The sequence below is a fragment of the Microcoleus sp. FACHB-831 genome (genome assembly GCF_014695585.1).
Classification (GTDB): domain Bacteria; phylum Cyanobacteriota; class Cyanobacteriia; order Cyanobacteriales; family FACHB-T130; genus FACHB-831.
The window spans coordinates 45419-64308 of sequence record NZ_JACJON010000035.1 but is presented as its reverse complement, the minus strand read 5'-3'; the positions used below and the strand labels follow the sequence as shown (position 1 = coordinate 64308).

Annotated in this window: 21 protein-coding genes; 8 read left to right on the top strand and 13 right to left on the bottom strand. The window is 44.4% G+C overall.

The window, feature by feature from the left end:
- Window positions 1–301 precede the first annotated feature (301 nt).
- Entirely contained in the window at window positions 302–796 is a 495-nt protein-coding gene (locus H6F77_RS08020; protein WP_190487100.1) for a GAF domain-containing protein, read from the top strand.
- A 732-nt stretch (window positions 797–1528) separates the two neighbouring features.
- Window positions 1529–2116, top strand: coding sequence for a GAF domain-containing protein (locus H6F77_RS08015; RefSeq protein WP_190487098.1), 588 nt, complete (start codon window positions 1529–1531; stop codon window positions 2114–2116).
- A gap of 142 nt (window positions 2117–2258) precedes the next feature.
- Here the strand turns inward: H6F77_RS08015 and H6F77_RS28835 are convergent, their stop codons facing one another.
- Together H6F77_RS28835 and H6F77_RS08005 are read right to left on the bottom strand one after the other, a co-directional pair.
- The gene (locus H6F77_RS28835; protein WP_375335925.1) at window positions 2259–2435 is read right to left on the bottom strand and encodes a DUF6887 family protein; all 177 of its coding nucleotides are present in this window, start codon (window positions 2433–2435) and stop codon (window positions 2259–2261) included.
- A gap of 111 nt (window positions 2436–2546) precedes the next feature.
- On the bottom strand, window positions 2547–3797 hold the full coding sequence (locus H6F77_RS08005) for a hypothetical protein (protein WP_190487095.1): 1251 nt from the start codon (window positions 3795–3797) through the stop codon (window positions 2547–2549).
- Between the two features lie 112 nt (window positions 3798–3909).
- On the opposite strand from H6F77_RS08005, the gene H6F77_RS08000 reads away from it, so the two are divergent.
- The 3 genes from H6F77_RS08000 to H6F77_RS07990 all read left to right on the top strand — a co-directional run bounded on the left by H6F77_RS08000 (window position 3910) and on the right by H6F77_RS07990 (window position 5931).
- The gene (locus tag H6F77_RS08000) at window positions 3910–4065 is read left to right on the top strand and encodes a hypothetical protein (protein WP_190487093.1); all 156 of its coding nucleotides are present in this window, start codon (window positions 3910–3912) and stop codon (window positions 4063–4065) included.
- 224 nt (window positions 4066–4289) lie between these two features.
- Window positions 4290–5120, top strand: a complete 831-nt coding sequence (locus H6F77_RS07995; RefSeq protein ID WP_190487091.1) for a dienelactone hydrolase family protein — start codon at window positions 4290–4292, stop codon at window positions 5118–5120.
- A gap of 112 nt (window positions 5121–5232) precedes the next feature.
- Window positions 5233–5931, top strand: coding sequence for a glutathione binding-like protein (locus H6F77_RS07990; RefSeq protein ID WP_190487089.1), 699 nt, complete (start codon window positions 5233–5235; stop codon window positions 5929–5931).
- A gap of 217 nt (window positions 5932–6148) precedes the next feature.
- On the opposite strand, the gene H6F77_RS07985 is transcribed toward H6F77_RS07990, so the two are convergent.
- The 10 genes from H6F77_RS07985 to H6F77_RS07940 form a co-directional block, all read right to left on the bottom strand.
- On the bottom strand, window positions 6149–6889 hold the full coding sequence (locus tag H6F77_RS07985) for a 2-phosphosulfolactate phosphatase (RefSeq protein WP_309228818.1): 741 nt from the start codon (window positions 6887–6889) through the stop codon (window positions 6149–6151).
- On the bottom strand, window positions 6886–7635 hold the full coding sequence (locus H6F77_RS07980; RefSeq protein ID WP_190487087.1) for an SDR family NAD(P)-dependent oxidoreductase: 750 nt from the start codon (window positions 7633–7635) through the stop codon (window positions 6886–6888). Before H6F77_RS07980 ends, H6F77_RS07985 begins: the two co-directional genes overlap by 4 nt.
- An 85-nt stretch (window positions 7636–7720) precedes the next feature.
- Window positions 7721–7933 carry a hypothetical protein gene (locus tag H6F77_RS07975; RefSeq protein ID WP_190487085.1) on the bottom strand — a complete coding sequence of 71 codons (213 nt, stop codon included), beginning with the start codon at window positions 7931–7933 and terminating at the stop codon, window positions 7721–7723.
- Window positions 7934–8075: 142 nt separating this feature from the next.
- On the bottom strand, window positions 8076–8213 hold the full coding sequence (locus H6F77_RS07970; RefSeq protein WP_190487083.1) for a hypothetical protein: 138 nt from the start codon (window positions 8211–8213) through the stop codon (window positions 8076–8078).
- Window positions 8200–8688: a DUF6335 family protein gene (locus H6F77_RS07965; protein ID WP_190487080.1), complete on the bottom strand. Its 489-nt coding sequence runs from the start codon at window positions 8686–8688 to the stop codon at window positions 8200–8202. Before H6F77_RS07965 ends, H6F77_RS07970 begins: the two co-directional genes overlap by 14 nt.
- Window positions 8689–9105: 417 nt before the next feature.
- Window positions 9106–11319, bottom strand: coding sequence for a type I DNA topoisomerase (gene topA / locus H6F77_RS07960; protein ID WP_190487078.1), 2214 nt, complete (start codon window positions 11317–11319; stop codon window positions 9106–9108).
- A gap of 87 nt (window positions 11320–11406) precedes the next feature.
- Window positions 11407–11694 carry a hypothetical protein gene (locus H6F77_RS07955; protein ID WP_190487076.1) on the bottom strand — a complete coding sequence of 96 codons (288 nt, stop codon included), beginning with the start codon at window positions 11692–11694 and terminating at the stop codon, window positions 11407–11409.
- On the bottom strand, window positions 11622–11849 hold the full coding sequence (locus H6F77_RS07950; RefSeq protein ID WP_206753449.1) for a hypothetical protein: 228 nt from the start codon (window positions 11847–11849) through the stop codon (window positions 11622–11624). The genes H6F77_RS07955 and H6F77_RS07950 overlap by 73 nt, the downstream gene beginning before the upstream one ends.
- Window positions 11850–12109: 260 nt before the next feature.
- Window positions 12110–12388, bottom strand: coding sequence for a hypothetical protein (locus H6F77_RS07945; RefSeq protein ID WP_190487072.1), 279 nt, complete (start codon window positions 12386–12388; stop codon window positions 12110–12112).
- A gap of 398 nt (window positions 12389–12786) precedes the next feature.
- Window positions 12787–13818, bottom strand: a complete 1032-nt coding sequence (locus H6F77_RS07940) for an endonuclease/exonuclease/phosphatase family protein (protein WP_190487070.1) — start codon at window positions 13816–13818, stop codon at window positions 12787–12789.
- Window positions 13819–13895: 77 nt separating this feature from the next.
- On the opposite strand from H6F77_RS07940, the gene H6F77_RS07935 reads away from it, so the two are divergent.
- Together H6F77_RS07935 and H6F77_RS07930 are read left to right on the top strand one after the other, a co-directional pair.
- On the top strand, window positions 13896–14849 hold the full coding sequence (locus tag H6F77_RS07935; protein ID WP_514131585.1) for a class I SAM-dependent methyltransferase: 954 nt from the start codon (window positions 13896–13898) through the stop codon (window positions 14847–14849).
- Window positions 14850–15353: 504 nt separating this feature from the next.
- On the top strand, window positions 15354–16448 hold the full coding sequence (locus H6F77_RS07930; RefSeq protein WP_199321228.1) for a spore photoproduct lyase family protein: 1095 nt from the start codon (window positions 15354–15356) through the stop codon (window positions 16446–16448).
- A 114-nt stretch (window positions 16449–16562) separates the two neighbouring features.
- Here H6F77_RS07930 and msrA read toward each other — a convergent pair whose 3' ends face one another.
- Window positions 16563–17039: a peptide-methionine (S)-S-oxide reductase MsrA gene (gene msrA, locus H6F77_RS07925; protein WP_190487067.1), complete on the bottom strand. Its 477-nt coding sequence runs from the start codon at window positions 17037–17039 to the stop codon at window positions 16563–16565.
- Between the two features lie 382 nt (window positions 17040–17421).
- On the opposite strand from msrA, the gene H6F77_RS07920 reads away from it, so the two are divergent.
- The gene (locus H6F77_RS07920; RefSeq protein ID WP_199321227.1) at window positions 17422–18873 is read left to right on the top strand and encodes an alpha/beta fold hydrolase; all 1452 of its coding nucleotides are present in this window, start codon (window positions 17422–17424) and stop codon (window positions 18871–18873) included.
- Window positions 18874–18890: the final 17 nt, after the last annotated feature.

Here is an 18890-nt window from a genome sequence, read left to right as displayed (position 1 = left end):
GCTGAAGAGTTTCAGCGTCTTCCGTAATGTTAATTTTTACTACACCTGACATGGACAGATTTCAAGATAACACTTCCTCAACTATGTGTATCACATTTAAAGTGAAATGGTATAACATCGATATAAAAGCCCAGACATTAAGCCTCTGGGCTGTTTTTTGTTGCTGTGATTTGTGTAACTGAAAACATAAAAAATTTACACAACTTTTACCTAGACCCATGCGATCGCCATACAGCATTAGCTATAATTTGAAATTAGTGCCAAATTTCAACGTATTTTCTTGGGAGTTACAACAAGTCTCATGTCCGATCCGGGTTTGCAAAAACTTATTAGCCGCCTGAGCGATACTTTGGTTCGCGATAGTTTAGTCCAAGAAACAACGAATTATTTAAGAGACTTGCTTGATGTAGATCGAGTTGTTTTGTATTATTTTTACCGCGAGTGGGAAGGCCAGGTTACATTTGAGTCTTTGAGCTATAGCAAGTTTTCTATCTTGGGAACAACTGGCCCCGATGAGTGTTTTAATGGCGAATATGCTGGTATGTACCAAGCAGGACGTGTAAGAGCCATCGCAGATATTGAAATAGAACCAATCCAACCTTGCCACCGCGATTTTCTCCGAAAACTACAGGTTCGCGCTAATTTAGTCGTCCCAGTCCTGAATAATACCAGGCTGTGGGGGCTGTTAGTTGCTCATCACTGCCAGGAAACTCGCTCTTGGTCAGGATCTAATATTGCAGCGATGGAAAAAGCAGCCGCAACCCTAGCAATGTCTCCTGCAATTCGAGATAGCTAGCTGATACTAATTTATTTGTTTGAGCTATATTTATAAATCCCCCTTTTGCTCTTCTCCAAATGAGGAACAAAAGGGGGATTTATAGCAAGTAATTATTGAAGCGGTATGAGCCTTAACGCTTAGAAAGCTAAGTTTAATTAGCCGTTAAGGTCCTCTTTTACTTTAACTAGAGTGATTTTCTTTGTAGTTATTCGTTAACTTACTAATATTTTATCTCGTGCCGAAAAAGTAGCGTTTAGATGAGCAAATTGTAGGGATTATAGCATAATCCTCTGTATTCCGATAGACAAAGTGGCATTCGTTTTACTCTTACTCTTCAAGAATCCCTAACGTAATAGCCTCAAACCCTTGATTTTTTACTAAACCGGGGAGATTTACCATATGCGAGCGCCAGAAAATTTGGGGAAAACCTGCTTGCTTTTCCAAAATGAGCGTGATACAGTCCTAACTTAACGGCTCAAACACCACTATTCCGACCGATTTACTGTAGTTTAAATTTGGAGGGAGTAGCGGGAGTTACAGGAGTTGCCTATTTAAGGTGTTGCTGAACATAAGTTAAAACCAGCCCTAACCATCTCCCTTTGGGAGAGGAGACTACCTCTTGGCTCCCCTTTCATGCGGGGAGAAGGGCTGGGGATGAGGAAAATCACGCCTAAATTAAGCAACGCCAATTTTCCAGCCCTTCGCGATCGCGTTCACAAGCAAATCACTTAATACTAAGAAATAGGAATTATGGCAGATACCAGTGCAGTTTTTAAGCAAGTTGCTGACCTACTTGATGAAGTAGCCCAAAAGCTGAAAGTTGAGTGCGTACTGATTACTAGGAATACTCCCACTCACTTGCGAATCGAGGGTACATCTGGCCCAGCCGAGAAGATTTACACAGTGGGAGCGCAGCAAAGAAAAGGCTCGATTTTTGAAGAACAGCATGAACTTTACTGCGAACATTTGTTGAATAAAAACTTACCCTACTTGTTCGTGCGAGATTCCAGAATCGATCCAGTATGGGATGGCAATGAAGACCAGGTAGTATTTGGTTTGGTTAACTACTTTGGTTATCCTATCCGCGATGGTAGAGGCAGTCTTTTCGGTACAATATGCGTTTTACATACAGAGCCTCGCGACTATTCAGATGAGGATAAAGCTGTGTTACAAAAACTGCAACAGGCAGCAGAAAATGCACTCAAATTCAAGAGCCGGGTAAAAACCCTAGCACCTGTCGCTGGCTCTAAAATAGTTCAGCCTTTGCAACAAATTGCCTCAACTTCTTTAAAAACTGAACCGATACTTCAACCCACTAAAGTCGCTGCGCGAGCGTAGCAAGCTCAAATAGTAACGAACGCAAGCCGCACCTATAAACGCTGAGTTTTGAGTTCAAAATTCAAAACTCACACCTTGCCGATTTTTCATTTACATTTCAAAAATAGAAGACACAGTAAAATGGCGAATGTAATTGCGATCGCTATAAGGCACCAACACATCCCTCAACGCTGCGGAATAAATCTGACAGAAGATATGGTTGGCGAACAGAAGGATCGCAACGGCTTATTAAGACCTCTAATGCTGCTCGAAAAGCTTCTTCTTCATTTCGCTGTTCTGAAAGATACTGTTTTAGGTCAGTATTGGTTAGTTGAGACAGATTTAGCGTGATGCAACCAACTCCCAGCTTCCATCTTCATCAATGATAATCCCGGTTTTATCGTCCACTCCACCCTAAACGTAAATCGTTAAAATTTTAGGATATCATCGATTACAAATTAATCAAGTCTTGAGAATGTCCGCACTGTTTGCAGTATAACAAATGTTCGTAAGTAAGATTGTGGCAGTTTTGGCATTCAACGTACTGATAATAACCACAGTGCGGACAGTAGCTGTCATGATGCCGAATTGCTTTAGCACACTTAACACAGCATGATTTTTGAACTCTTCTCGCTACCTGGGCTTTAGTATTAAAGACAACTTTTTGAAAAAACTTGATAATTCCAAACCCAATCAGCGGAATCAGCAAAATATAAATATAACTGATCAAGAAAAGTAATCCGCCAAAGATAGCGCTAATTATATCAAAAACAAATTGAAATATTGCGCCAAATCGAAGGAATTCAAATACTTTAATGCTCAACGGGATAAAAAAGATAACCAGCAAATGCCAGCTAATCAACGAAACCAGTCCATATCCTTTTCGTTGAGCAAAGTTGTGAACCAATAAAGCAATGATAATTAGCGGCAGCAAAAAGATAGATTGAAACCCAAATTGGATACTAGGATACCAAAATGATGCTTGCTGGTAGCCTTTTTCAACTTCTATAAAATTTCCGTTATCATTAACAAATGCTATCAAACTAAGGATTTCAGGTTTAGCAAGCAATTCGTTTTTAAGATTAGAAATTTCTTTAGCAAGCGTAGAAATTGTGCGAGTGTTCTGTTCTAACGCCTGTTTAGCTTTTTCAGCACCAACTGAATTAATGGATTGATTGCGAGATTGACCTGCAATCTTTTCTAGAAGTGTTGAGTCATATTGGGTACGGATATTGCGATTAGCTTGTTCAAGATTGCTGATTTTTCCTTGTTTCTGGTCGATTGCTTTTAGGGCTTGCTGATTGGCGGAATTGTTAATATTATCTTTGCGCTGGGCATATTGTAAGCAGGTTTCAGAAACCTTGCCTAAATTTCCTTCTTCAGCTTGTTGATATGTCTGCTGAAAAGTCGATGTAGTTTTATTGTCATAGGTAAATGAAAGTTTTAAAAATTCATACTGTTTATCTAAACTATCTTTATTAGTTTGGGTGCGGTAATTTTGCCAATCGGAATAACATGGATAAGCCTGCGAAGGGTCGAGATGCCATCTGCTAATATCATTAAGACCCGTAAAAACATTAACCAAAATAAAAATATCAATCAAGACAATGACAATCAAACTCACTTTATTAAGTGGTTCGTTGTTGATTTTCCTTGACTTACTAAAGAATTGACCCAAAATCCGACGTGTGCTGGCAAACATAGAGTTTTTTTAATCTGTTATTTTTACTTTTAAGACTGTCCTCTCATGCTCAAGGTAGTTTTCTGGCCGCTTTATGGGATATCTGGCATGACACTTTTAAGGCTGTCCTCTCATGCTCAAGGTAGTAGGTAGTTTTTTGGCGGGTTTGTGGGATATTTGGCATGACACTTTTAAAACTGTCCTCTCATGCTCAATGAATTTCCTGGAGGCTTTGTGGGATATCTGGCATGACAGCGACAGGGAGAAATTAGCGCAGCAGTATGGTTGAGAGGTGGTGCAAAGCTTTAGCCAGTTCTGGGTAGTCTGCTTAGTTGAAGGCGATCGCGTTGGCTTTTTTAGTAGAAAACTTTATTTTTTAGCTAAAAATTTATTTTTATGGTTCGCAATCCTAATAATTAGAGAGACTACTATTTGCTCTAATTATGGCTGTTTGGTTACAGCTCATTTCCCTCCTTAACTAAGATCGAAACTAGATAGCCGAAGGTAAAGAGGATGAAAGAAATTACGCGCCGCCAATTTATCGCCACTGCCACCCTGGCAACGGGTTTTGCCCTGGCAGTGCAACCTATTTCTGCCAAAACGATCGCTACTAATGCCAAGGGATTAGTCGCAGGTGCGGTGGAAATTCCCGTCAAAGATGGCGAAATTCCAGCTTATAGAGCAATGCCCGCAAAAAGAGGAACTTTTCCCATCGTCTTGGTGATTCAGGAAATTTTTGGCGTACACGAGCATATTCAGGATGTTTGCCGTCGCTTTGCCAAATTGGGGTACGTGGCGATCGCGCCCCAATTATTTGTGCGTCAAGGCGATGTTTTGAAGTTAAGCAACATTGATGAAATTCGCACAGTAGTCGCCAAAGTACCAGATGCCCAAGTGCTATCGGATTTGGACGCTACAGTAAACTGGGCTGCGAAGTCAGCCAAAGGGAATGCCGAAAAGCTGGCGATTACAGGCTTTTGCTGGGGCGGACGCATTACCTGGCTGTACTCAGCGCACAATCCCCAAGTCAAGGCAGGCGTGGCGTGGTACGGTCGGCTGGTGGGCAATGCCACCGAACTGACACCCAAACATCCGGTCGATATTGCCTCTGCGCTGAACGTCCCCATTCTCGGACTCTATGGTGGCAAGGATACAGGCATTACCCTCGATACAGTAGAGCAGATGCGCGATCGCCTCAAGTCCAGCAGCAGCAAATCGGAAATCGTTGTCTACCCCGATGCACCCCACGCCTTTTTTGCCGATTATCGCCCCTCTTACCGGGAGACAGAAGCTAAGGATGGCTGGAAACGGCTCCAGGCATGGTTTAAACAGCATGGCGTGTAGGAGGAGAAATTGAGCGCATGGCAACCACAGCATTGATTATCTTTGAGTTGTCAGTTCAGCGCTCAAAGCGATCGCTAAAACCTAATCTTTGTAATATTCAGGAGACATCATCATGATCGACCTTTACTATTGGACGACGCCAAACGGACACAAAATTACTATGTTCCTGGAGGAAGTCGGGCTACCCTACACCCTCGTTCCGATTAATATTGGCACGGGCGATCAGTTTAAACCAGAGTTTCTCAAGATTGCCCCCAACAATCGCATTCCTGCAATCGTAGATCGCGAACCTGCTGATGGTGGCGAACCGATTTCCGTTTTCGAGTCCGGTGCGATTCTGCTGTATTTGGCAGAAAAAACCGGAAAGTTGATTCCAGCAAATATTCGCGATCGCGCAGACGTTCTGCAATGGTTATTCTGGCAGATGGGCGGACTCGGACCGATGGCAGGACAGAACCATCATTTCACTCAATACGCCCCGGAAAAAATTCCCTACGCGATTAATCGCTATGTGAATGAAACGGGACGTTTGTATGCAGTGTTGAATAAACGATTAAGCGATCGCGAATTTATTGCGGGCGATTATTCGATCGCCGATATCGCTGCTTATCCTTGGATTGTGCCCTACGAAAAGCAAAACCAAAAGATTGAAGATTTTCCCCACCTGCAACGCTGGTTTGAAGCAATAAAAGCTCGTCCGGCAACCATTCGCGCTTATGAGAAAGCAGAAGCTTTTAAAGATCAAGTAATCAATCCAGATCAAGCGCGGGATCTGTTGTTTAATCAGTCCGCCGATACGGTCAAGCACTGAACTATAGCGGTTCTCCCAGAAACAGCCGCTTCGCTATTTGCGTTCAGTCTGTTTCGGCGATAAAGCATTAGTGCTGCTGCGTTAGGTCGGATTGTTGATACTTTGGTCACGTTCCTGGTTTCATCGTCTCTGGTCTTGCAGTGGCGCTATTGGCAGTTTGGTTGGCCACATCTGAAGCGTTAGGGTTAGCGATCGCGCGGGCTTAAACTGCTAACGTTTAAATGCCTGAGTAATGCGTGTAGGCTCTATCTACCAGCGTAGGAATGCGATCGCTAACGTTTAATTCTGCTGCTAGATCAACATCTTGTTCAAATCCTTTCTCAATCAGTTCTCTACCAGAACTACATTGCTTAAGCAGACTTTTTAGATTAGGTTGAACGTTGCGATAAGCTGCGATCGCAGTTTGCATTTCCGGCGATAGGCTACCTTTGAGATAGCTGGCGATCGCTCCTGCGCCAATCAAGTCTTCAAATGAAGGGCGGAGACTTCCATCCTCCCATTTCTCCCCGGCTGGTATGACAGCAATGCGATTCCCATAGCTCATCGCAGCTAAAGCCACCGCCCTACAATTTCTTAAACATCCAGCTAAAGTTGGAGTTTCCCCAGTCGCTAAACTGAGAGTTGAACCATTGGGTGAAGGAAGCACAAGTCGAGTGCCTTCAGGGATCTGGGTTAAGGATAAGGGAGAAAGCGAATAACGACTACTACTACCCCGCCTACCTGCTAATTCTGCATTAACCGAATTTGCAAATTCTTGTGCAGATCCATCCTTCCATTGATAGGGGAAGACGATCGCTCCTCGACTATTGGCAATTTCAATGCAAGTCGAAAATGAGAGAATATCTACGATGATAATGACATCGCTAATTGAAGTTAATTGCTCAACACCCTTTTCTCCCCATTCACACCGTATTTCAAAATCAGATTGGTCGTAGAAAGTCATTGTGCAGTCAATCACCAGTCTTGGTCAGTGGGTCGAATTAGAATTTCGTTGACATTCACTCGCGGCGGCTGGGTAACAGCATAAACTATCGCGGCTGCAACGTCCTCGCTTTGCAAAGGTACGATCGATTTACGCCGTTCTTGGGTGCGCTGTTTGGCTATTGGATCGGTAATTTCGTTATCGATTTCCGTATCCACCATGCCTGGTTCGATGATAGTTACGCGAATGTTGTGCTTGCATACTTCCTGGCGCAACGATTCCGAGAAGCCATTGACTCCCCATTTTGTGGCATTGTAGCCACCGATGCCTACCCTTGCTGTTCGACCTGCAACAGATGAAATGTTAACGATATGCCCAGTACCTTGCGCCTTGAGGATGGGAAGAACTGCATGAGTTGCATACATCAATCCCAAAACGTTGAGATCGATCATGCGTCGCCAGTCAGAGGTATTTGCTCCCTCAATGTTGCCGACTAATGCAATCCCTGCATTGTTGACGAGGATATCCACTCGACCCAATTGTGCGTTTGCTTTTTGCACTAGGTTCTGAACTTGAGTTTCATCGGTGATATCTGCCACGATTGGCAATGCTTTTCCACCCGTCGTTGCAATGCGTTCTGCGATCGCATTGAGTCGGTCAAAACGTCGTGCTGCGATCGCTACGCTAGCGCCTTCCGCAGCTAGGGCGATCGCAGTCGCCTCTCCAATTCCCGCCGATGCACCAGTGACGATTGCTACTTTTGAGTCTAATTTCCTTGCCATACATACTCCTTAATTTCTCAGCTTATAGATTTTTTTAGGAATTCTCGATGCTTCCTGCTTGCGAACCTAAGAACTAACGCGATCGCTATTCCACGCGGCATGGTCTTCGGATCTCGATGCGATGGAAATCGCATCGTGCCATCGGTTGCCAATCCGGAATTATATCTACCCTATGCGCTTTGAGGTTCCATTCGCGCCGCATTCGAGCGATCGCATTGCCAGTGCTGAGGATCTCCGAACTCGCGTTGAATTGCGTCAAATGCTGAATAACCTTAGTTTTGAGCTGCGCTAACTGCAATATTTTAAAACAGGATAGACGAATATTTAGCATCGATCGAAAATATATTTGACAATCTATTGATATAACTATCAATAGTTTTCTCTAAGCTTTTCAAATTCTTATAGAGTCTGTTCCTTTAATTAAAAAAATGCTTGCTTTACTACATAATTTCGTCTGGTGCAGGCTGGCGGACATTTACGATTAATTCTTCGTCAGTAAATGCAATGCGATCGCAATTGCTTTGTATAAAAAGCATTATGCGATCGCAAATTTCCAGAGGGTTCTTAATGCTCTTCATAATCTTCTGACGACATGGGATCTAGCTCCCATCTTTGGGAATCTCGCCCCTCCAAAATATCGTTTGTCTGAATCGGTGTCCCGTCGTCATAATCGATGCCAACAGCAGCTCCCAGTTCTTCAACAATACTCTGATCGGGAGTAGCAACAGTTCCCCCCACTGCCTCGTCACCAACTATGGCAGCCTGATCCCAACGAGCATCGATATCGCCCCCCGTTAATTCTGGGCCAGTCGATGTGTACTGCTCCATCCGAGCATTCATGGTTCGTCCGCCGATTACCAGTCCCGGTTCTACAGCAACACCCGTTCCATATGATTCAGTAATTCCCTGGGGTAAATCGGAAATAATTGGCTCGCCAATATCTTCTACTGGTATATCCGAAACGAGGTCATTATCTTCGATGGGTATATCTGAAAGATTTCTTTCTTCGTTCGCATTTGCTTCGTTGTTTGCTTTCCTAGTCACATTAGCCATAATACTTCCTCGGAATCCTGCGAATGCCTATAAATGCAACATATCTAAAGATGGCATTAGCAAACTCCGCAAATAGGATGAAAATTTCCTAATTTATAAAAAATTTCATATTTAGCGTATGCTAATTTATTTTGTATTTATAAATACTCTCAGGCTTAATAATAAACCTATGCTTTGGGTATAAGTTGGTTGAAGGCAAGGTGACTATTCTACTTAAATTTGTATTAAAAGTTATAAATTTAGCAAGCAAGCGATCGCCGCTTCCAGTAAATATTTTTAATAGCTGACGAAGACGGCAATACACAGACTTTTAATTTTTGCAAAAGCCAGGGTACTTTTCCCACTCCTTAAGTAGAACATTCAGCTTGCTAAAAATCAATTGATGCAGGCGAAAAGTATTGCCTATGCAATTGTCAATTAACTCCCCTTAAGTTCACCAAATTTTGGCGACCACCAATTACCAGTTTTGCTCTTAAAAAAAGCTACTTCTTTACACTTATTCTGTTTAGTCTTAGGATTGGAGCAACGCAACATCACTTTATTTTCGCCATTTTTAGTATATTCGTAGCGCTCTAAGGGAGAACTGCAAACCGGACAAGAATGCTGCGATCGCGACTTGGGAGGAGCCGAGGATTTAGGTTTAGCCGAGGATTTAGGTTTAGTAGAACCGGACAGCTCATACTGTAGCGTTGACACATTAAAAAACATCACAGCACCACAGCCATTATTACGCGCATCGCAGCTTAAAAAATGGTCGGTTTGTAGTTGTTTAGATTTCGAGTAAACCCGCGTAAGTTGATGTTTGCATTTGGGACAAGGAATATTAGTTGGTTCAGAGCGACTATTAGTTGGTTCGCTCTCCGGTTGAGTTACCTCAAACCGACTTGAATTAGATTTAGATATAGTAGGAGAATGAGAGGGAAGTTGTGCGCCTGCTTTTTTTAGCGCTGGGGCAAAATAATCCCGATTCCAGCTAGTTAAATACTTTTGCCAGTCGAGTTTACCCGAAGCGATCGCATCTAATTCTCGCTCCATCTTGGCGGTGAAATCTACACTTATTAAGTCAGGCAATACTCGGCCTAAAAACTCATCTACTTCCATCCCCAACTGAGTAGGAACGAGCAACGCTTTCTTCAGCGTCACATACTCCCGTTCTTTGAGAGTTTTAATAGTCGGAGCATAGGTGCTGGGACGCCCAATTCCCTGTTTTTCCATTAGCTGAATTAGTTTAGGCTCAGAATATCGTGGCGGTGGCATCGTCTGCTTTTTATCAGCATTAGCATTAATAAAAGTAAGAGATTGCCCATCTTTTAGAGTTGGCAATACTTGATCGGAGCCAATATCGCGCCAGTAGCGCAAGTAGCCTTCAAACTGCAATACTTGGCCTCTAGCTTGCCATGTGGCACTACCAGATTTTGTAATAACTTTCGTTTTTAAGAGTCGCGCTGGTTTGCATAGAGAAGCGATCGCTCGTCGCCAAATTAGGTCATATAATCCAGCTTCCTCTGATGTTAACTCGGCTTTAATTGCCAACGGTAGCCGGGTAACTTCTGTGGGGCGAATTGCCTCGTGCGCCTCTTGCGCGCCAGATGCGCTCTTGTGTTTTACCACTTTATCGGGGACATTATCGGGGTCATTTTGCTCCAGATATTTACGCACAGAAGCGCAAAAATCTTCAGACAAAATTGCGCTATCTGTACGCATATAAGTGATGTATCCTTGCTCGTACAGCTTTTGAGCCACCTGCATAGTTTTTTCTGGATTTAGCTTCAAACGCGACCCAGCCGCTTGTTGAAGGGAGGAAGTGGTAAACGCGGCGGGTGGCTTTTTGAAACTAACTTTACCTTGTACGCTGACTACTTGATGAGGATGACTTTTAGCGATCGCTACCAGTCGATCTGCTTCAGCTTGCGTTTTGACTTTGGTTCCTTCAGTAGTTTCTTTAGCGTCAGGCGATTCTGAATCATCAGTTTCTTCGATTTCAGCCTCATCCGAGTTGCTGGTTTCTCCTGCATAAAAGGCTCGAAAACCTTCAGCATAATCAACATAAACAGACCAGTAATCTTCTGGAACAAAGGCATTAATTGCCCTCTCGCGATCGCATAATAAATGCAACGTGGCGCTTTGTACTCGTCCTACAGATTTAGCTCCATTTTTGAGCGACCAGACTAGAGGGGAACCTTTGAAGCCAACTAACTTATCCAGACACGCTCTTAAAAGAGCTGCATCTACTAAATTTTGATCTAAGGGACGGGGTTTGCTAATTGCTTTCTTAATAGCAGTTTCTGTAATTTCGCTCGTCACTACACGCCGGGGGTTTTTAACTTTAAGTTCTCGTGCTAGGTGCCAAGAAATTATTTCGCCTTCGCGGTCTGGATCTGTAGCAAATATAACTTCTGTTGCTGATTTCACCGCTTGTTTAAGTTCCTTGAGGACCTTTTTACCTCGGTCGCCACGAGGGACAAATCGACAAGTTACGCGATCGCCATCGAGATCGAACCCCAGCGCATCTTCCCCGTCTTTAGCAAGTTCGACAACATGACCCATACTCGCCATGACAGAAAAGCCAGAACCAAGGCTTTTTTGCCATTTCTGCCGTTTGCCAGGACTTTCTATTAAAACAAGTTTCATGCTATGTACTCCGTCCAAATTTTTTTAAAATATACTTTGACCGCCCAAGTATAAGCATCTCACTCATTTATACCTATTGAATTTGAGCTACTTGCCTGCAATTGTTGCAGCCGCAGATTTGAGGGGATTGGGTTGAGGATTTTTTGGACGTTCTTGCGGAACAACCGTTGGGTAAGGATTAATTTGAGCATCGTCAACCCAGCCAGAATAATACTTCGCGCTAGTAGAAGTCTTCGACAGCTTCAGTAACTTTAAGTCGCCTCCTATAGGATTGAAGTTGATGCCACCGCTAGCATTGCGCCTTAGAGTCCCAATGCCAGTAGCACCACCAAGCTGACACTCGCATACTCGATCGAATCCTCGCACAAAAGCCAAAGCACTTCAACAATTTTTCCAGCAGTTGCATCGAGAGTAGCAGCAGGCGTCTCGTTCGACAACGCGCTGTAGAGTAGCACTTTCCCGGTTGGTAGTTCTGCGCTGATGGCAAATCGCCAGCAGTTATAACTATCAGGGTTATCGGGTGCTGACAATTGCAACTGACAGAACCGTTACCAGTGCCAACCCAAAGCTTATCTAATTCCAGTAATAGCTTATCGGGAATTGCACCAATGAGCGGACTGTTGTCTACACGGTAAGAAGTTAAGGAAGCTAGATAACGTTTTGGATATAGATACAAGCCTTGCTTAAAGCATTTAAATTTTGCTGTTTATTTTACTAATTAAATTTTTACTGTGTTTGCTTATGTCAACCTGAATCTAAGTGCGATCGCGTCTTTTTTGATGGCAACAATTTACGAATATCCTCTATCTTCAAACCACTCTTCACAAGCAACTTGGCACACACCCTTAAGTCCCAAGCTTTCCAAGTAGTCTATCCATTCATCAGCAGTGTCTTCTTCTATTTCTAAATTCCCCAACACTCGCGCTACTGACGCTACTTCGGGAATGGTTGATATCTTGTATCCTTGGCTATCAGTTTCCAAAGATAGCCAAGCGGGAGCTAGGCGCTCCTCGAATTTAGTGGAAAGCTCGTAGTTTGCTCTAAAGCAATAAATTTTATTGATAGGCATATTTCTTGAAAGTGATATTAAACCATACATCTAGTCATTAAAGAATTAATAGCATGATTTTAATTAATTAAAACTGTAATTAACCACATATTACCCACAAAAAAGGTGCGTATTGTCCACGCTACAGATATTTGGTGCTTCTTTACCGCCATTACTTTAAATTCAATAACTCAAAAATTTGAGTTGTAGTTGAAAAAGCTCGCCAGATTTGGGTTAAATAACCAAGGTATTTAGATGCAACCATTCATAAATAACATTGCACCCAAGGGTTGTAGGCAGAAGCGCTAATACCCGCTCGGTAGTTAAATTAAATACACCTTGACTAACTTGTTTAAGATAGTCAATCGCAAAACGCAACCGACAACATCGCGCTTTAGCGGTAAAGTACTAAATCCCCATCAAAAGCGCAAGGCAACTAGCAACGGTAAGTGATCTGAGCCAACGTTCGGGCCTATACTCCGATCTACTGTAATAAAAGAACGGCTGTGCAAGCAATGATCTATGGGCAGCCTCAGCAAGGCTGGTAGACCGCTATGCCAGGTAGGTTGCAACCCAAACCCATTTTGCGAGTTAATTAGTTCGCTGTCGTGCAGTAGTTTTCGGAATGCTCCGTACCAAGGCGTACTGTTGAAATCGCCAATAGCGATGATATTATGCTGCCCGTTCTGGCGCAAATTTTGACTCCATTTGGCAAGCGCTGCAAACTCCACCTGCTGATAATTCACAGTATTAGCATCGCGGGGACGAATTGCATGAAAACAAAGCAGCTCAATGGTTTTTCCGGCAATAGCGATCGTTACCCTAACCAGAGGGCGATCGCTATTCGCAGGTAAGTGAATTACTTCTGATTCTTGTATTGTGACTGAGCTTGACGGTTGCTTAGACACGAACCAAGCACTGCCATGACTATTAGTTCGAGGTTCCCCAATTACCAGTTGATAGCCTGCTAAACCTACTTGAAACTGAGGTAAAGATTGAGGGGTGACTTCCACTAACGAAACGATGTCTGGAGCCTGCTGATTGATGTATTCAATAGCTTTGGTAATATCAGTATTGTCGCGATTCAGCGTAGTATGAAGCACTCGCAGCAGAGTGGGAGGACTAGCTGCAACGCTAGTTGCATCCTCTGCACTCTGAACAGATCCGACAAATACTGGCAACAGCAAGCTAGCGTTCGCGAACAGGAGAATTGTCCACAGCAAACTCCAGGGTGTCATTCGCCAAGGCTTACGAGAAATTAGCCCGACAAATAGGGCAACCGTAAGAACCAGGCAGTATTGCGACCGGAAATGTTCCAGCATCGCTAAGGCCCACCAAAACGGACTCGCGTAGCACGCAAGCATAGCGATCGCCACGCTACCAGCCAGAAGATTGACCCAAAATGAAAGTGAGAACAGCAACTTGCCTGCCTGCTTCAATTGCATTGGCATTAACTCCCTCCTCTCCTAGTCTTTGATACAGTCATAGCTCTATACAATGAGGATTGTCCCGATTTGATAGCTGTACCGTGATCGATCATCAGAGTAAACCCGCTTGGGCGGGCGACGATCTCCTTTCCCGCTTCGTTAACGTCCTAATTCAGACCAAGCCGATCTATGCCGTGATGAAACAACAGGCAAGACAGGTGCTGATTAAGACAGCCGAGAAAAATGGCATTTCCTGGCGCGAGAACTACGAAAAACTGCAATCATCCGGAATTCAGCAGCAGCTAGCGCTGATGACAAATCCAGATGTCATTTATCCCGACTATTACCACGTACCATTCCATGCTTACGAGGAAGGCAACCTGTGCTGGGATGCAGCATTTGAAGCCGAATCAGCAACCCACGCGATGGGACTCCGGGTATGGCCTAACGAACAACTCACCTGGCAAGAGGCTCAAGCAAGGTTACGCGGTAGTTTCCATCAAGTTCTGGCTACGCATATTTCCCAGCCAGTGCAGGATATTCTCGACATCGGTTGTTCGGTTGGGATCTCAACGTTGGCGCTGCATCGCTATTACCAAAAAACTCAAAACATTCCCGTCCGCACCGTTGGCTTAGACTTATCGCCTTATATGCTGGCGGTTGCTAAACAGCGAGATGCGAACGGTGAAATTGCCCAATGGATTCACGCTAAAGGAGAGGAAACAGGATTAGGCGATCGCTCTTTTGATTTAGTGACCCTCCAGTTCGTCATCCACGAACTACCCCACCATGCAACAGAAGCCATTTTCCACGAAGCGCTGCGGTTGCTCCGTCCCGGCGGTTATTTGGCAGTGGTAGATAACAACCCGCAGTCCCCGGTTATTCAAAACCTTCCGCCCGTTCTCTTCACCTTAATGAAAAGTACAGAACCTTGGTCGGATGACTTCTACACCTTTAATGTGGAAGCAGCAATGCAGACTGTAGGATTTGAGTATATCGCGACGGTAGCCAGCGACCCGCGCCATCGCACAATTTTAAGCCGCAAATCTGTTTAGAAGGCGGTCGTCACAGATGATTTTACTGGGATTGGACGTTAGCGATCGCCTGCGAATTCGTCCATAGTTCATTATTTACCCACCCTGTTTATTAAAACAGGTAGACTACTAAAAAATTATACTTTTTCTGTAAAATAATTTCGTTAACTTTTGCTCTGAGGATTTTAATAGAAATTCTATAAATTAGATAAATAATTGAAATCAATAAGATGTAGAGCCTGAATTAACAGGAACTAGACGCCATAATTGTGCTAGCGCTCGCAAAGCGTAATTATTCAATATCGGCAATAAGGAATACTCAAAAATAAAAATAAAACTTCTACCGATAGAAGTAAATAAAAATTTATTTATAGGAAATTTTAAAAATTAGCAGTGCAACAAAAGCAGAACTTGCCCATAGGATAAACCATACCTGTAATAGCGTAATATCCCCTCTGCCTAAAGCGTTTTAGGCTTAGGGAAATGAGTAAAAATAAAAATAGATTGAAATGTGGAGAAATGATTTTGTCGTCATTAAATGCGATCGCCGATCCTACGATTTCATCAGAGTCAAGCACCCACAAAGCGCGTTTGTGGATGCCAGAGCGAGTTGTATTCACCCCTGCTGCTTTAGACGAGCCTTGGGGACAGCAAATTTTGGCACGAGTGCGATCGCTCAACCTACCTGTCGAAGAACTCTCGCGAAACCGCCTTAGCGGACTGCGCGGAGAAACTGAGCGCGAAACCTACGATATTTCCAAGCGCACCCTGGCAGTTGTAACCGCACCCCCTAGCAGTTTCAAGCTGAGTCCTATTCCACCTTCTGCTGATTGGCAATTCCATATTGCTGAGGGTTGTCCGGCCCACTGTCAATATTGTTATCTAGCAGGTAGCCTTCAGGGGCCACCCGTGATTCGAGTATTCGCTAACTTACCGCAGATTTTAGATAACTTAGCTGCTTACGAAAGTTCTGAGAAGACGACCACATTTGAGGTGAGTTGCTATACCGATCCGCTTGGGATCGAGCATCTTACGGGTAGTTTAGCAGAGTGCATTCGCTACTTCGGTACTCGCGATCGCGCTCAGTTGCGCTGGGTGTCGAAGTTCGACGGTGTAGACGAGTTACTTTCTTTGCCTCATAACAATGGTACTCGTTGCCGGATAAGCGTGAATGCAGCTCCTATTTCTGGGCGCTTTGAGGGTGGTACTGCATCCGTTACTTCCCGACTGCAAGCATTGCGAAAATTAGCTTTACCCCCCAAAGAAGGAGGCGGGGGTTATCCAGTTGGTATAGTGATAGCGCCAATTATGCCCATTGAAGAGTGGGAGTTGCATTACAGTCAACTTTTTGACGCTATTAGTGCTGCTTTAGATTTCGACTGCGATTTAACGTTTGAGCTAATTTCTCACCGTTTTACTCCCGGTTCTAAGGAAGTGCTGACGCAGTGGTATCCTCATAGCAAGCTAGACATGGATGAGGAAAATCGCAGTGTCAAGCGGAATAAGTTTGGCGGCATCAAGTACGTCTATGATGCTGATACGATGAAGGCATTGCGTCGCTTTTTTGAGGGTGAAATTGCCAAGCGCTTTCCTAACGGTAAAATCCTCTACTGGACTTAAGCGTTTTGGCGTAGCGGCGAATTTAAGAAAGCTTGAATTTCGGAATGCAAGTGGAGCGATCGCGCAGGCTATTCGCTTCATTATTCAAAATTAACCATTCCGATTTTTCAGCTTCTATGCTTCTATTTGTTTTAACTTCCGCCGTTTCTTCTCTAAATACTGTTGATGCTCCTCCTCTGCTAGATAGAACTCGCTAGCTGGTTGAATTTTCGTCACGATTTCCTGTTCGTACTTGCCCGACTGCCGCAACTTTTCCTTAGAATTGCTGGCAGCCTCGAATTGCTCTTGAGTGTGGCAGAAAATTACCGATCTGTATTGTTCTCCTCGGTCTGGCCCTTGTCGGTTGAATTGCGTAGGATCGTGACAATTCCAAAATACATCCAATAGTTCTTCATAGCTAACCTGCCTGGGGTCATACTCAAGCTGTACGGCTTCAGCATGACCCGTAACCCTAGCACATACGTCTAAATAGCAAGGGTGAGGCCAATGTCCTCCGGTGTAACCTACTGCTGTTGATAGAACGCCTTTGAGATAACGGAAGGAGTCTTCTACTTTCCAAAAACAGCCTGCTGCAAATGTAGCTTTTTCCATACTTTTTTTCCTGGTTGGCAACGCTCTTAGTATGACTGCATGAATGCAATTTTTGCTATTCTCAACCAGTTATATAGCAGTCATATTTGATTTGTAAAAAAAATGACGAACCGCGAAGACGCACCAGCGGAGCGAAGCGCGTCAGCGCGTTAGAGCGCGAAGGAAAGAGTGGCAAAGAGATTTCACAACTGGTTTAGGATTGCTATAGACGATGCAGTCTTGCCAAGACTTTAAATTTTTAGCTTATAGCTTTTGGCAAATTCGTTAATAGCATTATTGGATTAGTCTTCGCATTAATTCAGCATTATCTTCTGCTATACGCCAACGCACTTATCCTGGTAAATAGTATAGTGTCAAGCCAATTTAGAATTGGGAAATTACATTGAAGCGTCTACGGCGATCGCTCTTACTTCTATCAATCTTTCTGATCGGACTTTCGTGGTGGGGAATTACCTTTGCTAGAAGTGGACTGGTCGTGCGCTCCTTTGAACGCGAGACCATTCCTCTGGTATATCTCGCTCCCCAACAAGCAAAGGCTGCCCCTGGCGTTCTCATCGCTCATGGTTATGCAGGTTCTAAACAGTTGATGCTGGGCTACGGTCACGTACTTGCTCGTGCAGGCTATGCCGTGATGCTGTGGGACTTTAACGGGCATGGAGCAAACCCCAACTCTTTAGAAGGCTATCAGTTAAAGCAAAACTTGAATGTGGCTTTGGATGCCCTGCTAGAGCAGCCAGAAGTTGACCGCTCCCGTCTGGCGCTACTAGGGCACTCAATGGGCAGTGGAATAGTTATGTCTGCCGGAATTGAGCAAGTTGACCGCTTTGCCGCGACCATCGCTGTTTCTCCCACTGGCGCATCTATCACCCCCCAAGCTCCCCATAACCTACAACTTCAAGCAGGCAGTTGGGAAGGCAGATTTATCTCTAATGCTCAACGATTGCTGGCTGCTGGCGGCGAGACAAATGCTAACTTTGCCGCCGGAACTGCGCGAGAACTCGTGGTAGTGCCGAATGTGGAACATATCACGATTTTGTTTAGCGATGTCAGCCATCAAGCTGCTTTGCGCTGGCTCAATGGCACATTCAACCAGTCTAGTTCCAGTGATTATGTAGATCGCCGCATGGGATGGTACGGTTTGCATCTTCTGGGTTGGTTGCTGCTATTGGCATCAATTGCGCCTAGTATTGCCACTTGGATCGAGACTGACGGGATGAAAATCCACTCGGCTAAACGGTGGGGGGGACTGTTGCTTGCACCGATAGCAGGAGCGATCGCGCTAATTCTCCTAGCTCGAAGTATACAAGTACAAAGCTTGGGCGGCGTGCAGGTGGGCGGAGCTGTCGGAGTCTGGTTTGTCGTTGCAGGCGTAACCTGGCTGGCATTACTGGCTCGTCTACCTCGTCCCACCTTCCGGACAGTTGGATTGGGCTTGATACTATTCGCGTTTTTGTGGATGGCATTTGGTGCAATGGCACAGGTTGTCTGGCTGCAATGGTGGTTGATTCCAACACGGCTAAAACTCTGGCTGCCATTATCTGCCGCCTGTTTACCCTGGTTTTTAGCATCGGGTATCGCACAACAAGGCAGTGGGAGGGGAGAGCGCGTTGGCTGGTGGTTTGCTCAGAGTGCGATTTTGATTGGTGGCTTTTTGTTGACTCTGAACTTCTTGCCCCAATTGGGTTTCATGTTTTTATTATTGCCCCTGTTTCCGCCTTTGATTGCCGTTCTCTCAATGGTGGTTGCATTAATTGATGAAGCGTGGATTTCTGCGATCGCCAGCGCTCTTTTCTTCGGTTGGATTTTGGCGGCTGGCTTCCCACTTTCTAGCTAATGAGCCAAAAAATAACC

Coding starts and splice junctions, on each gene's coding strand:
- H6F77_RS08020 (WP_190487100.1), top strand. CDS start 302: ATGTCCGATCCGGGTTTGCAAAAACTTATTAGCCGCCTGAGCGATACT.
- H6F77_RS08015 (WP_190487098.1), top strand. CDS start 1,529: ATGGCAGATACCAGTGCAGTTTTTAAGCAAGTTGCTGACCTACTTGAT.
- H6F77_RS08005 (WP_190487095.1), bottom strand. CDS start 3,797: ATGTTTGCCAGCACACGTCGGATTTTGGGTCAATTCTTTAGTAAGTCA.
- H6F77_RS08000 (WP_190487093.1), top strand. CDS start 3,910: ATGCTCAAGGTAGTAGGTAGTTTTTTGGCGGGTTTGTGGGATATTTGG.
- H6F77_RS07995 (WP_190487091.1), top strand. CDS start 4,290: ATGAAAGAAATTACGCGCCGCCAATTTATCGCCACTGCCACCCTGGCA.
- H6F77_RS07990 (WP_190487089.1), top strand. CDS start 5,233: ATGATCGACCTTTACTATTGGACGACGCCAAACGGACACAAAATTACT.
- H6F77_RS07980 (WP_190487087.1), bottom strand. CDS start 7,635: ATGGCAAGGAAATTAGACTCAAAAGTAGCAATCGTCACTGGTGCATCG.
- H6F77_RS07970 (WP_190487083.1), bottom strand. CDS start 8,213: ATGAAGAGCATTAAGAACCCTCTGGAAATTTGCGATCGCATAATGCTT.
- H6F77_RS07965 (WP_190487080.1), bottom strand. CDS start 8,688: ATGGCTAATGTGACTAGGAAAGCAAACAACGAAGCAAATGCGAACGAA.
- topA (WP_190487078.1), bottom strand. CDS start 11,319: ATGAAACTTGTTTTAATAGAAAGTCCTGGCAAACGGCAGAAATGGCAA.
- H6F77_RS07945 (WP_190487072.1), bottom strand. CDS start 12,388: ATGCCTATCAATAAAATTTATTGCTTTAGAGCAAACTACGAGCTTTCC.
- H6F77_RS07940 (WP_190487070.1), bottom strand. CDS start 13,818: ATGCCAATGCAATTGAAGCAGGCAGGCAAGTTGCTGTTCTCACTTTCA.
- msrA (WP_190487067.1), bottom strand. CDS start 17,039: ATGGAAAAAGCTACATTTGCAGCAGGCTGTTTTTGGAAAGTAGAAGAC.